10 protein-coding genes are annotated in these 13,489 nt (G+C 72.3%); 4 read left to right on the forward strand and 6 right to left on the reverse strand.

Annotated elements, in window-relative coordinates; translation table 11 throughout:
* Positions 1-236 precede the first annotated feature (236 nt).
* Entirely contained in the window at positions 237-2,330 is a 2,094-nt protein-coding gene (locus tag D7W82_RS12900; protein ID WP_120618632.1) for a WD40 repeat domain-containing protein, read from the forward strand.
* On the opposite strand, the gene D7W82_RS12905 is transcribed toward D7W82_RS12900, so the two are convergent.
* The 5 genes from D7W82_RS12905 to D7W82_RS12930 all read right to left on the reverse strand — a co-directional run bounded on the left by D7W82_RS12905 (position 2,305) and on the right by D7W82_RS12930 (position 9,249).
* Positions 2,305-3,420 (reverse strand): hypothetical protein, encoded by a 1,116-nt coding sequence (locus D7W82_RS12905; RefSeq protein WP_120618633.1) that lies wholly within the window; start codon positions 3,418-3,420, stop codon positions 2,305-2,307. The genes D7W82_RS12900 and D7W82_RS12905 overlap by 26 nt on opposite strands.
* Positions 3,421-3,424: 4 nt before the next feature.
* The gene (locus D7W82_RS12910) at positions 3,425-3,913 is read right to left on the reverse strand and encodes an Mpo1-like protein (RefSeq protein ID WP_120618634.1); all 489 of its coding nucleotides are present in this window, start codon (positions 3,911-3,913) and stop codon (positions 3,425-3,427) included.
* A 49-nt stretch (positions 3,914-3,962) separates the two neighbouring features.
* The gene (locus D7W82_RS12915; protein WP_120618635.1) at positions 3,963-4,592 is read right to left on the reverse strand and encodes a hypothetical protein; all 630 of its coding nucleotides are present in this window, start codon (positions 4,590-4,592) and stop codon (positions 3,963-3,965) included.
* A complete protein-coding gene (locus D7W82_RS12920) occupies positions 4,589-8,224 on the reverse strand; it encodes an annexin (RefSeq protein ID WP_158617646.1) in 3,636 nt (1,211 codons plus the stop codon). The genes D7W82_RS12915 and D7W82_RS12920 overlap by 4 nt, the downstream gene beginning before the upstream one ends.
* Positions 8,225-8,388: 164 nt before the next feature.
* Positions 8,389-9,249: a hypothetical protein gene (locus D7W82_RS12930; RefSeq protein ID WP_120618638.1), complete on the reverse strand. Its 861-nt coding sequence runs from the start codon at positions 9,247-9,249 to the stop codon at positions 8,389-8,391.
* Between the two features lie 335 nt (positions 9,250-9,584).
* Between D7W82_RS12930 and D7W82_RS12935 the strand changes: the two genes are divergently transcribed.
* Both D7W82_RS12935 and D7W82_RS12940 read left to right on the forward strand, forming a co-directional pair.
* Positions 9,585-10,265 carry a hypothetical protein gene (locus D7W82_RS12935; protein WP_233587449.1) on the forward strand — a complete coding sequence of 227 codons (681 nt, stop codon included), beginning with the start codon at positions 9,585-9,587 and terminating at the stop codon, positions 10,263-10,265.
* Positions 10,266-10,286: 21 nt separating this feature from the next.
* Positions 10,287-10,784: a hypothetical protein gene (locus tag D7W82_RS12940; protein ID WP_120618639.1), complete on the forward strand. Its 498-nt coding sequence runs from the start codon at positions 10,287-10,289 to the stop codon at positions 10,782-10,784.
* A 19-nt stretch (positions 10,785-10,803) separates the two neighbouring features.
* Here the strand turns inward: D7W82_RS12940 and D7W82_RS12945 are convergent, their stop codons facing one another.
* On the reverse strand, positions 10,804-12,093 hold the full coding sequence (locus tag D7W82_RS12945) for a universal stress protein (protein ID WP_158617647.1): 1,290 nt from the start codon (positions 12,091-12,093) through the stop codon (positions 10,804-10,806).
* 351 nt (positions 12,094-12,444) lie between these two features.
* Between D7W82_RS12945 and D7W82_RS12950 the strand changes: the two genes are divergently transcribed.
* A partial coding sequence (locus tag D7W82_RS12950) for an HAD-IC family P-type ATPase (protein ID WP_147439306.1) occupies positions 12,445-13,489 on the forward strand: 1,045 nt, incomplete at its 3' end.

A 13,489-nucleotide genomic window follows, 5' to 3' on the forward strand; every position in this document is an offset into this window, starting at 1 on the left:
GCGGACAGGGCTGGGCGGACACAGGGCCTGCTTGGAAGCCGCCTGACGGCCCTCCCGCTCGAGCGCGCCCTTGCGTGGCCTTGCTCCGCTTCCTCGACGGTGCCCGGGGCCTGCTTCGCTCGTTCAACGGTCGCCTTGCCGGGCATGGCTTCCTCCCATCCGGGTTACGGTCCTGGCCCAAGGGTGCGGACGCTCCGCGCCCAGGCAAGCCGTGCCCCGTGTCCGGAGAAAGCCCCATGCGGTGGTGGTGCCTCATGCTGTTGCTTGCTTCCTGTTCGGCGCACCGGTCCTCCGGTGGCGGCGCGCCGGACGAAGCGAACGCGCGGGACCTGCGCGCCCGCATCCACGAGGCCCGGGGCGAAGCTGCCACCGAGTCCCGGCAGTGGAGCGTGGCGGCGGCGTCGTTCGCGCTCGCTCGGGCCTCGCGGGATTCGCTCGCCGCGCAGTGGGGACAGGGCCAGGCGGTGGACCGCGCCTCCACGCTGCGCTGGTCGAAGCGCATCCAGGGCTCGGTGCTCGCCCTGGCGTTCACGCCGGATGGCCGCGTGCTGGCGTCCGGACACTACGACTCCGTCGTCCGGCTCTGGGACGTGGAGCGCGGCGAGCTGCTGGCGGAGCTGAAGGGCCACACGGCCGAGGTCCACGCCGTGGCCTTCTCGCCGGACGGCCGCTGGCTGGCTTCCGCGGGAAGACCCGGCGAGCTCCGCGTCTGGGATTGGCGCCAGGGCCAGCCGCGCGCGGTGATTCCCGGCCACACCGACGTCGTGCTCGGGCTGGCCTTCTCGCCCGACGGCAGGCGGCTGGCCTCCGGCGGCCTGGACAAGGCCGTCCGCGTCTGGGACTTCGAGACGGGCGCCGAGCAGCTGCGCTTCGAGCACGACGACTACGTCATCGCCGTCGCCTTCTCCCCGGACGGCAGGCGGCTCCTGTCCACGAGCGCGGACCGGAGCGCGCGGCTCTGGGACCTGGAGTCGCGCAAGGAACTCCACCGCCTCGTGGGACATGAAGAGAAGGTGGTGGCGGGCGCGTTCTCCTCGGACGGGATGCGCATCATGACGGCGGCGGCCGACCGGGCCGTGCGCTTCTGGGACGCCCGCTCGGGACAGCTCACCGACGTGTTTCGCAACTCAGGCGACGTCTCCGTGGCCGCCATCGACGGCGGGTTCCAGCTCCTGGTCCAGGGCGGATGGGACGGGCGCGTGCAGCTCATTGACGGCCATGGGGGCGCGCTGCTGGAGCGGATGGATGCGCATCAAGCCTTCGTGATGAGCGTGTCCCTGTCACCGGACGGGCGCACGTTCGCTTCGGGCGGGATGGACGGCCTCCTCGCCGTGTGGCGCCGGCCGGAGGTCCCCGCGCAGGTGCTGCTTCGCGGACCCGGCGTCTGGGTGGAGGCGCTCGCGTTCTCCCAGGACCGCGAGTTGATGACAGGCAGTGAGGACGGCTGGCGGCGGTGGCGCATCGCGGAGGGAAGGGAGCTCCGTCCGGAAGGGGGAGGAGCGGAGGCCGCGGTGTCCCTGGCGGTGAGCCCGGACCGCGAGCGCATCGCGGTGGGCACGCTGAAGGGGAGGGCGCTCGTGCTGGACGCGCGTTCGGGGCGGGTGCTGCTGGAGCTGCCAGGGGGGAGCGGCTCCGTGCGCGCGGTGGCCTTCAGCCCGGATGGGGCGCTGCTCGCGGTGGCGGGCGATCCGGACATCCAGCTCTGGTCCGTGGCCGACAGCAGGCCCGTGGGACTGCTCCAGGGACACACCGGCAAGGTCTGGGCCCTGGCCTTCGACAGCACGGGGCGCAGGCTCGCGTCGGGCAGCAAGGACACGACGGTGCGGACCTGGGACGTGGAGCGGCGTCAGCCCCTCTTGCGGCTCGACATGGGCGAACCCGTGCGCGCCGTGGTCTTCACTCCGTCCGAACCCCACCTGGTGACGGCGGGAATGCGTCAGCCCTTGCGCGTCTGGGATGTGACGGAGGGCCGGCTGTTGAAGACGCTGGGCGAGAAGACCGTGGGCGTGCTCGCCCTGGCCGTGTCGCCCGATGGCCGCTTCCTGGCCTCGTCGGGCATGGATGCGGGGGTGAAGGTCTGGGGGCTGCCCTCCGGTGAACAGCTGGGGACGCTCACGGGCCAGCAGGGCTTCCTGGCGGCCCTGGCCTTCTCACCGGACGGCGCGCTCCTCGTCTCCGCGGCCTCCGACCAGACGCTCCAGCTGAACCGGTTCGACTCCATCGCCCATCCGCCCCCGGCGGGAGCGGGCATCGACGACCTCCTGCTCCGCTACGGGCTCGTCTGGGACGAGGCGCGGTTCCGCTTCACACCAGCCGCAGGAAGCGATTGAGGTCGCGGAACAACCAGAGGGGATTGCCGTACCACACGGCCATCTCCAGCACCCCCGCCCAGACGACGAGCCCCAGCCGCACCGCCGTGGGCCAGCGAGGAGCGCGCAGCACGCCCACGCACAAAGGCACCAGCAGCAGCGCGGACGCATGCCACCAATGGCGCGTGTCGATGACCGCGAGCAACACGCCCAGCCCCACCGACGCGGTCACCAGCCCGTCCGCCCCGCGCCAGGAGAGCGCCAGCACCGCCGCGCTCAAGCCCATCACCAGGGCCACGGTGCCGGGCTCTCCCAGGATGGAAGGCGTCGCCGCATCCGTCTGGGCTGCCAGCGGCGCCATCCACAGGAACGTGCGCACGCAGAGGCCCCCCGCAGCCGCGACCCCCACCAGCGTGCCCCACGGCCACTGACGCACCGGCCGCGCATGCACGACGCGCCACAGCGCCACCACGCCCACGGCGACCAGGACGAGCGCCCGGTAGTGCAACAGCGCCGCGAGCGCCAGCCAGCGCAACGCGACCACCGGCCGGTCCTTCGCGAGCGCCGCCAGCGCCAGCACCCCGCAGACGAGCCACGCGCCGTCGTACTGGCCATAAAGCGCCAGCCGCATCAGCACCAGCCAGCAGAGGAACCCCACCGCCCAGCGCCCACCCGCCGGAAGCCCGTCCAGCAGCCGCAGCGCCGCGTAGAGCGCCACATGCGCGAAGGCCAGCAGGTACAGCAGGCACACCTGCCCGAAGGCCTGGGGCGACAGGGGCACCCACTCGCCCACGAGCGCCATGGGCAGGAAGAGCACCAGCGCGCCGGGCGGATAGACGTACGGCACCTCCAGCCACTGGTCGATGGCCTGGCGATAGGGGAGGCCTTCGCGAAGCTCGCCCAGCGGCGCGGTGTAGAGGGGCTGGAGTCCGCGATGCAGTCCCACCCAGACCACGTACGGGTGGCGCACGTGGTCCGTGTAGCCCTCCTTCAGCGTCCCCCGCGACGTCACCCCGGACAGGGGAACCGCGGAGAGCACGAGGAGCGACAGCAGCGTGAGCAGCCCCCACCGCGCGGCGGGATGCCGGACGAGGGTGCCGGGGCCTTCCATGACGTCAGGCGCTGGAGGCCGCCACGCGCGCGCGCAGGTCCTGCTTGAGGCCCAGCGAGAAGAGCACCAGGGTGAGCAGGTACACGGGTTCGATGAAGAAGAGCTGCGGACCGCCCAGGGACAGGCCGTGGGTCTTCTTCTCGAAGACGACGTGCGCGCCCACCACCATCGCGAAGCGGAACACCATCACGCCCACCGCGATGCCCGCGGCCGTCCCCGTGGGAAGCCGCGCCACCGCCTCCGCGGCGAGCAGCGTGGGCACCAGCGGCAGGGCCATGAGCAGGCCCGCGGTCCACTCCAGCGTCATGGCGTACACGGCCACCGCGGCCACCAGCAGGTGCGCGGCGGTCAGCGGCGTGCCGGGGATGCGCGCCCAGCACAGCGGCACCAGCAGGGCGAACGTGAAGAGGTAGGCCCCCACGAAGTGCACGGCGCGGCTGACGCCGTTCTCATGCAGGGGCATCCAGACGCGCATCTTGTCGGCGAAGCTCATGGACCCCCACCGTAGGCCATCCGTGCACGGAATGCTGGTGTCGCGGAGGTCAGCTCTGGGACGCCTTGAGCACCTTCGCGACGACGGCCGCGTCCGTCACGCGGTCGTACTTGAAGGGCTGCCCGTACACCGCCTGGTAGCGGAAGACCGTGAAGGGGCCCTTGTCCTCGCTGGCGTGCTCCGGCACGAGCACCGCGAAGCTCTCGTTCTCCACGCCAATCACGTCGATGCAGCGCAGGCGCTCTAGCTTCCCGGCCGGGTCGCGCAGGTTGTAGACGTCGTCGATGGCGAAGCTCAGCACGCCCTCGGGTTCGGGACGCTCGGGCAGGTACTTGCGCAGCAGGCCCAGCACCTGCTCCAGGTACTGACGGGCGGCGGTGGGGGTGGCGGGCAGCTCCTTCCGCTTCGCGTCCTCTTGCACCAGGGACACCAGCGTCTGCGCTGGCAGCTGCTTGTCGGTGAGCACGGCCTCCAGCCCCTCGATGCCCGTCAACAGCGGGATGCTGTTGAACCCGAGCACGTGCCGGATCTGGTCCTCCACTTCGGCCAGGTCCGAGTTGGGGCCGCAGTAGGCCTTCAGGAAGGTCCGCGCCTTGTCGAGCGGAGGCGCATTCTGGAGGGCGTCCATCCGCGCCCGGAGCTGCTCGTAGGTGGCACTGGCCTTGGGGTCGGCGTTCATGGGGTCTTGTTACCAGGGAAGGCGGTCAGGACCACGACCTGCGGCGGCGCTCCGTCAATGACGCGCAGCCGGATGTTGTAGTGGGTCGCGTTCAGCGGGACGGCCCTCATGTTGCCCGTCACCGGATCCTCCACGCCCTTGAAGCCCCGGCCCACCGACGTCCCGGCGGGCACGGGGATGTCCAGGTTGTCGCTGACGCCCTCCAGCGCCAGCTCGGTGCGGATGCGGCCCCAGTTGTCGGCGACGTACTTGTTGATGGTCGCGTTCATCGTCGCGTCGCTGTCCCACTGGAACGACAGGGGCTCCGTCTTGTTCCAGCCATCGCCCGTGGTGACGCGGCTCTCGATGCTGCGGGTCCCCGGAGGCGTGCCCGCGGAGGAGTAGGGCAGCTGGGCGCCGTGCCGGTCCACGGTGTGCGCGTTGTGGGCGGTGCCGTGCGCCAGGTCATTGGCCGCCACGTCGAAGGTGGGGCCATTGGGGAACGCCGCCGTGAGCTGCTGGTCGCGGATGACGCCCCGGCGGAGCATCTCCTCCCGGGCCAGCTGGATGCGGGCATTGGCGTACTGCTGCGTCTCGAGGGGGACATCCTGCCCCGTTATCGGATCCTTCTGGCTGTAGCGGCCGGTCTTGGCGTCCTGGTTGAGCTCCGCCTGCGTGCGGGTCTTCGGGTCGTAGGTGCGCTGGGCGTACGCGCGGTGGCCCTCGGCCACCCGGTTCTTGTACTCCGCCCGCGACTCCGTGGGCAGGCGCGGGTCGTTGATGGCCTTGTACTCCTCCGCCGACATGGGGCCCTTCGTCGGAGGCGACACCGCGTTCTGCGTGTTCACGGACGTGCCCACGCCCGGCCAGTCCGGTGTCGTGGCGCCCGGCGTGCCGTGCATGGCCACGGAGCCCGAGCCCGGGGCCAGCGAGTCCAGCCGCTTCGCGTGGAATTCAATCTGGAACTCCACGTTGGCGATGTCGCGCTGGAGCGCCGCGCGCTCGGCGACGGTGGCCGCGGTGGGCTTGCCGCTCATGCCCGCGATGCTGTCGTCGATGCGCTGCTGCGCCGCCTCCAGGCCGCCCAGGATGTTCTTGAGCTTCTGCACCTCCAGCTTGGACTCGAAGCCCTGCGTGCCGTAGCCCGGCGTGCGGGTGAGGGCCTGCTGGACGCGGTCCTTGAGCTGGCGGATCTGCCCGGTGGGCCCCTCGTACTTCTGGAGCAGGCGCGCCGTCTCCTGGTGCGCGGCGATGTCCGCGGGCGTGGCGTGCGGCCCCGCCTCGATGCGCACCTGGCCATTGTCGTAGCGCACCTTGGTGGTGTTGCCCGGCAGGTCCGGGTTGCGCAGCACCGGGATTTCGCGCGGCTTGAGCAGCTCCGCGCCCTTGGCCAGGCCGCCGCTGACGACACCGCCCGTCACCGCGCCCACGGTGCCGTCCGTCACCGCGCGGGTGGCCACGCGGCCCACGCCCGTGAGCGCGCCGTCCTTCCACGTCTCGGACTGGGTGGCCGCGTCCATGGCGCCACCGGCCGCGCCGCCGTAGGCCCCTTCCTTGAGGCCCTGCTTGATGGCGGTGCGCACGGTGCCCTCCGCCGTCTCACGCACCGTCGTGCGGACCGCGGCCTCCGTGGCCTGGGTGGCCGCCACGCGCGTGCCGCCCGCGACGGCGGAAGCGCCCTTGCCAATGGGAATCACCGCCGTGCCGCCCTCCACGGCGCCGATGAGCGCCTGGCGGCTCAGGTCCTGCGCCCCGGCCGCGCCGCCCTGGATGGCGGCGTATGTCGCCGCGCGCGTGGTGGCGCCCACCGTCGCGTACCCGGCGATGGCCAGGGGCGTGGCCGCGCCGCCCGTCGCGACGACGGCCACGGTGGTCGCGGCGACGACGGCCACGGTGGCCGTGGTCTCCGCCAGCGAGTCCTTGGCGGACTGGAGCGCCTTCACGTCCTCCGTGGCGTAGCCCGTCAGCGTGTTCGCGCGCTGGGTGTCACCCGTCGCGATGGCCCGGTCGGCGCGGTCCAGGTTGCGGTCGAGGATGTCGTTGTCCGACTCGCCCTTGGTGAGGTGTTGGATGCCGTCCAGCAGGTTCACGCCGAAGCCGGACTCGTTGGACTGGACCTCGCGCAGCCGCCGCACGCGCTCCTGCGCGGCGTTGGGGTCGTTGGGGTCGATGGCGCCCAGGTCGTAGTCCTGCTTGAGCAGCTCCAGCTCGTCGCGGCCGTCCAGCTCGCCGTCCAGCTCCGCGCGCAGGTCCTTGCCGTACTTCTGCTGGTAGGCGGCGGCGATGGAGTCCAGCTGGGCCTTGGACTTGCCGCCCAGCTCGGAGCGGATGGCGTCCTCGTCCGTGCCCATGCCGTCCATGGCCAGGAACAGCCGCTCCGCGGAGGCCTCCGCCTGCCCCTTCGCGTCGTCCGCGGCGGGCGGGTTGAGCAGGCGCAGCGTGACGTCCCGGTCGCCGCCGTCCCACCTGCGCACCTGGGCGTCCAGCGACTGGCCCGTCTGCCTCTGGTACTCGGCCTTGAGGGCGTTGAGCTGCTCGGGCGTCTTGCCCTGGAGGATGTCGCGCACGCCGCTCTCGTCCGCGCCGAAGAAGCCGCCCATGGCCTCGCGCAGCCGGGCCGAGTCCGCCTGGGCCGGGTTGCCCTGCATCAGGCCGACGGCGCGGTCGTACTCCTCGGTGGACAGCTCGTCCTTGAGCTTCGCCTTCAGGCCCTCATCCTGCGCGAGGATGGCGCGCTGCTCCGGCGTGGCCCGCTCCAGGCGCTCGAAGATGCGGCCCTCGTCGGTGCCCCAGCCGGCCATGTCCTCTTCCAGGCCGGCCTTGAGCGCCCGGGTCTCCAGCGCGGTGGCCTCCGCGGGCGTGGACGCCTGACCCGCGTGGAGCATGCTCCGGGCGCGCTCCAGCTGCGCGCCGTCCATCTCCCGGCCCATGCGGGCCAGGAGGACGTCCTCGGGCTTCTGGCCCGCCGGGGTGCCGCCGTTCATGTCCGCGTACTGCTGCGCGATGGCGTGGCGCTCCGCGGGAGAGCGCTTCTCCAGGATCTTCAGCATGTCCTCGTTGGAGCCGAAGAGGCCGTCCATCTCGGACTGGAGGTTGACCGCGTCGCTCCTGGCCGCGTTGCCCTGGAGCAGGCCCTCCGCGCGCCGCAGGTCGGAGCCCCCCAGCTCGTCCCGGATCTTCGCATCCAGGTTCTTGCCGTAGTGGTCCTGGTAGCTCTGGCGGATCATCGCGATCTGCTCGGGCGTCTTGCCCTCGAGCGTCTTGAAGATCTTGTCCTCGTCGGTGCCCCACCCGGTCATGCCGCCGTCCATGGCCTCGCGCAGGGCGCTGGCGTCCTTGTCCGCCTGGGCCTGGGTGTACGCAGGCGCGGCGGGGGCGGGCGGTGCCGGCGGCCCGGCGACGGGGTTGCGCGTCGCCGCGACGTTCGCGGCCGTAGCGGCCGAGGTGGTAGCGGCGGTAGCGGCCGCCGCGGCCATCGTCCCCAGCGAAAGGCCGGTCCGGGGCTGCGTGCTCTCGAAGCTGGAGCGGTCGCGAGGCGCGGGCTTGGGAGTGGGAGGAGGCGGCGGAGGAGGAGGTGGCGGAGGCTTGGGGGCCGGCGGCTGCTGCGGGAACGTGCGCGGAAGGCCGTTGTTACGAGGTCCGTCGATCGCCATCGTCTGTCTCCGAAGACTTCTCTGCCCTCGGTGGGTCCATTACTGGCGCCCTGGAACCGCGGCGTCCCCCGCCACCGGGTGCAATCCTTTTCCCTATTATCGCATCAACCCGCCCCAGGTTGCCTGATGACCCAGGCGGACCGGAATCTCAGGTAGGCATTGGCCTACACCGTGCGGGTGGCGCGCAGGCGGGGCGGGGTGAAGGACAGCTCGCGCAGCTGGAGCCGGGAGGTGGTGAAGCCGTCGAAGCGCTTGGGGGCCTCTGGCGTGCCGGCGCGGACGGCGACGTGGGACTCCACGTCCAGCTCCATGCGGACGGGCCACAGCCGGTCCAGGGAGAGCAGGCAGCCGCCGTGGCCCTTCGCCTCGGTGTACATGGAGGCTTCGCCTTTGACGTCCGGAGGCGGGCGGAGCGAGGCGGGGACGGGCTGGGGCGTGCGCGGCGTCTCCATCTGGAGGCGCAGGCCCACGGACTGACCATCCCAGGTGCGCAGCTCCACGCGGGTGTTCGCGCCGGTGAGGGCGCCGCTGCCCGCGCCCTTCTCCTCCCAGCGGGCCCCGACGCCCACGGGTTCGCCAGGCAGGAAGGTGCCCAGGTCCTTGAGCAGTCCGGCCATCTGCTGCATCTGGCCGCGCACGGGCGCGGAGAGGTCCGCAGGCAGCTTCCACTCGAAGCCGCTGGAGCGGCCGTTGGGGGCCACCTGGCCTTCGCCCTTCAGGCCGGGCAGGGGAGACAGCTGCGCGCGGGCCGCCTCCACGGTGCGCACGGGCGTGCGCGCGGCGACGAGCAGGTCCACCTCCTCCAGCGTGAAGCGGTAGCGCGCGCTGCCATCCGGGAGCACGCGCAGGACCTCCACGGCCATCACCAGCTGGACCCCCGGCATCGCGGGGCCGGGCCTGGTGCGGCCCGCGTCGCGAAGCGTGGTGGCGGTCTCCGACCTCATGCCGATGCGCTGCACCCCGCCGAACAGGGGGCGCAGCAGGAGGGGCTTCAGGGGGGCCTGACCGCGATGCAGGACGTGCATGGACCGCGACTTTAGCCCCGCCGCGCCGCTTGGGAATCCGGGCGGTGAACGCCGGGTCCGGGTGGGGACCGTGGATGTCTGCGATTTCGCCCCGGCCCCGCTGTATCCGTCGCGATACACCGGGACTGTGTTGTTTTTGGAAAGGGAAGATTCCAGGCAAAGCCAGACAGCGCTGTCTCAGTCTGTGAGTTTGTTTTTCCCAGGCTGCGAGAACGTGCTTCCGAGGGGCGAAACACGTCGCGGAGACAGGATTGATTGTTTATAGACGTGCCGCCCAGGCCCGTCTGGAGGCAGCACTGAAGCGCTCGCACCACAAGATCCTTCCAACTCACTCGGTGTATTGGTTCCTGGCGGGCCTGGCTTTGCTCTACGTGGAGGCCGCGGCGCTCCTGGACCCCCTGGGCGTGCCCCTGCTTCCGCACCAGATGGTCCAGGACGTGCTCCGGAGCGGGTTCGGCTTCTACCTGCTGCTCTTGGGCATCCCCTGCTGCATCTGGGTCCTGGCGTGGCAGGCCCGCGACCTCTTCGCCTGGCTGATGGCGCCGCACACCCTGACGGTGGACGACGAAGCCCTGCGCGCGGACGGCATGCGGATCCGCTGGCGGGACGTGCGGGAGATCATCGAACAGCACGGGGACGACCGCCTCGTCCTGCGCCACACGGGTGGAACGCTGCGGCTGCGGCTGTACCTGTGGAGCGACCCGGACGTCCTGCACGCGGCGGTGCTGGAGCAGGTCGTGTCGCGCCTGCTGGCGCGCGTGAGCCACCAGATCTCCGCGGGGAAGCCGGTGCGCTTCGGGCCGCTCGTCCTGGGCGAGGCGGGGCTCATCCACCGGGGCAGGCTCTGGCGCTGGGACGACATCGAGAGCATCCGCCTCCAGGACGAGGTGGACCAGGGCTCCGCGTCCCGCGACCTGGTCATCGTCGCTCAGGGCAAGGCCCGGAAGTTCGACGAAGCGAAGGTCATCAACTCGCCAGTCCTGCTGGCCTATCTCTCAGACCGGCTGGCCGGCTGACGCACCCACGGGCATCCCGACATGGAAATCTACCGCTCCCCCCAGTCCAAGAAGCAGGCGGAGAAGCCGCGCGCCATCTACTACTCGCGGGGCAAGCTCATCGCGGGCGTGGTCATCTGGGTGGTGGCCACGCTCGGCTTCGGCGCGCTCACCGTGCGGGCGCTCCCGGTGAGCAACATCTGGATCGCCGTCGCGCTCATCACCCTGGCCTCGGCCTGGATGCTGTTCAACTGCATCCGCGCGCTGGGGAAGCTGGACAGCCCCGTGCTGCTCATCGGCCGGGACGGCATCCGCTTCCCGGATGGCGTGCTCATCGCCTGGGGGGACATGGAGGAGAACGTCTACCTCGACCAGTCCTACATGGGCCTGCCGGTCATCAAGATGGTGCAGATCAAGACCACGCTGGCGAAGCCCCGCGTCAAGAAGATGCGGGTCTCCGCGCTCGCCATGGACAGCGACGAGTACATGGCGCTCTGTGACAGCTACAGCCAGGGCGGCGGGGCTCCCGCCGCGCGCTGACCCAAGGCCGCTGCGCGCTTCAGCGCAGCGGGGGACGCAGCACGAGCACGGGCCGGCGGCTCAGCGAGAGCACCTTGCGCGCCACCGACCCGAGCAGGGCTTCCCTCACGCCTCCGTGGCCGCGCGAGCCCAGGCAGAGCAGCTCCGCGTCCATCCGCTCCGCGGCCTGCACGAGCGCGAGCGCCACGTCCTCGCCGTGGAGGACCTCCAGCCGCGTGGTGATCTCCCGGGCATCCAGTCCCTTCGGCACGCGCTCCAGCAGGCGCTGCTTCAGGTCGCGGTGGAGCTCCGCGCCGGAGCGCTCGGGAATCACCGTCACCAGGTGCACCTCCGCGCCCGCGGGCGCCAGCGCGAAGGCGAAGGGGATGGCCTCGTCCGCGAGCGGCGACAGGTCCGTGGCCACCAGCAGCCGCCGCACCTGGGGCAGCGGCACCTCGCCCAGGGAGGCCGCGGAGGCCACCGGCACCACCGCCGCCGACATGGGCGCGAGCCGCAGGGCGTGGTGCGCCACCGAGGCCAGGTTGCCCAGGGCGTTGTGCGGGTGCGTGCCCACCACGAGCAGGTCCGCCTCCTGCTCCCGGGCCAGGTCCACCAGGTGGTCCGCGGCGCGGCCCACCGCCATGCGCAGGTGCACGCGCGGCGAGACGCCCTGGCCCGTGTGCGCCAGCGCCGCCACCTCGCGGTGGAGCACGGCCTCGATGCGGGGCGCCACCTCATCCAGGTTCATGGGGGTGGGCAGCCCCAGGCGCCGGCACTGCTCGAAGGCGTAGTAGACATGCCCCGCCAGCAGCTCGATGGGGCCATCCGCGCCCAGCTCCTCCAGCCAGCGCCGGGCGGCCTCGCTGCCCCGTGAGCGATCCACCCCGAACATCACGCGCAGGGGGCGCTCCCCCTGGAGCCAGGCCTTGAAGGGGGCGGCGTCACGCACCCGCAGGAGCGGCACGGCGCAGTTGCGCGCGATGCGCTCCAGGCTGACCCCCGACCCCAGGCCGGCGGGCTCGTCGCGGGGCGTGCCCACCACCAGCAGCCGCGCCTCGTGCGCGTCGCAGAAGACAGCCAGGGCTCGCGAGGAGCCGCTCTCCAGCAGGGTGGACTCCACCCGCGCCCCCAGCGGCTCCAGCCGCTGGGTCTCCTCGCGCAGCAGCGCCCGCAGGCCTTCGCGCACGGGCTCGGCCGCGACCCGGAGCTGATCCGGGTGGACCTGGTGGACGAGCCAGAGCGTCTGGCCCCGGCGGGCGGCGATTCGCGCGGCCACCTCCGCGGCCTGACGGGAACCTTCGGAGAGGTCGGTTGCGCAGAGGATGGTCATGGCTGGGCTCCGGACGGGGGGAAGGCGCCACACCGGGACGTTCCGGTGGGGCTCGCGCTGGGAGCGCGCCCCATTATAGCCTCCAGGCCTCTTCAGGATGCGTGCCGTCCCACTCCCTCGGGCGTCCCCGGCCCGGCCCGCAAGGGTTGCGGCGCCCGGAGGCATGGGCGCAAAAGCTGCGCGTCCCGGGGACCCGGTCCGCGTCCCCCCTCGCGGCATGGGCTTCGCAACCCGGCGGGGGCATCCCCTGGCGCAGGAGCAACCCGAAATGAGCCTCCCTTGTTGGCTGGACCCCGAGCATGGCCACCGCGTGGAGCGCAGTGGCGCGTGGGGCGAGCGGGCGGTGTCTCGATGAGCGCGGCGAATACCGGGGCGGCGGCGGCGGTGGCGCCGGAGCCGCGCTGGGGCCTCACCCAGCGGGAGGCCGAGGCGCGCCGGGTCCGGCACGGGCCCAACACCCTGACGCGCGAGCAGCCCCGCTCCGCGTGGCTCTTCCTGGGCCGCCAGTTCCGCTCCGGCATGGTGTGGCTGCTGCTGGGCGCGTGCGGCGTGGCGGCGCTGCTGGGCGAAGGCGCGGACGCGGTGGCCATCGCCACCATCGTGGTGCTCAACGCGCTGGTGGGCTTCCTCCAGGAGTACCGCGCGGACCGCGCCGTGCTGGCCCTGCGCGCGCTCACCGCTCCCAGCGCGCGGGTGCTGCGCGACGGCGTGAGCGCCGTGATTCCGGCGTCCCAGGTGGTGCCGGGGGACGCGCTGGTGCTGGAGGCAGGGGACGTGGTGGCGGCGGACGCGCGGCTGCTGTCGGCGCATGCGCTGCTCACGCTGGAGGCGGCGCTCACCGGGGAGAGCACGCCGGTGGACAAGCAGGTGGGCGCGCTGCCGGACACCACCCCGCTGGCGGAGCGCAAGGACCGCGTCTTCATGGGGACCTCCGTGGCGGCGGGCACGGCGGTGGCGGAGGTGACGGCCACCGGCATGGACACGGAGCTGGGCCGCATCGCGCACCTGGTGCGCACGGCGCAGGAGCCCCAGACGCCGCTGCAACAGCGCCTGGAGGGCGTCACCCGCATGCTGCTGGTGCTGTGCGTGGCCGTGGGCGCGCTGGTGGCGGGCCTGGGGCTGGCGCGGGGACAGGCGGGGGTGGAGCTGTTGCTCGCGGCGGTGGCGCTCGCGGTCGCGGCGGTGCCGGAGGGCCTGCCCACGGTGGTGACGCTCGCGCTCGCCGTGGGCGTGCAGCGCATGGTGAAGGGGCACGTGCTCGTGCGGCGGATGCAGGCGGTGGAGGCGCTGGGGGCCGCCACGGTCATCTGCACGGACAAGACGGGCACGCTCACCCAGGGAATCATGGAGGTGCGCGAGGTGTGGCCCCCGGAGTCCACCCAGCGCGTGCTGGAGG

It is taken from the genome of Corallococcus sp. CA049B (assembly GCF_003611685.1).
GTDB lineage: Bacteria > Myxococcota > Myxococcia > Myxococcales > Myxococcaceae > Corallococcus > Corallococcus coralloides.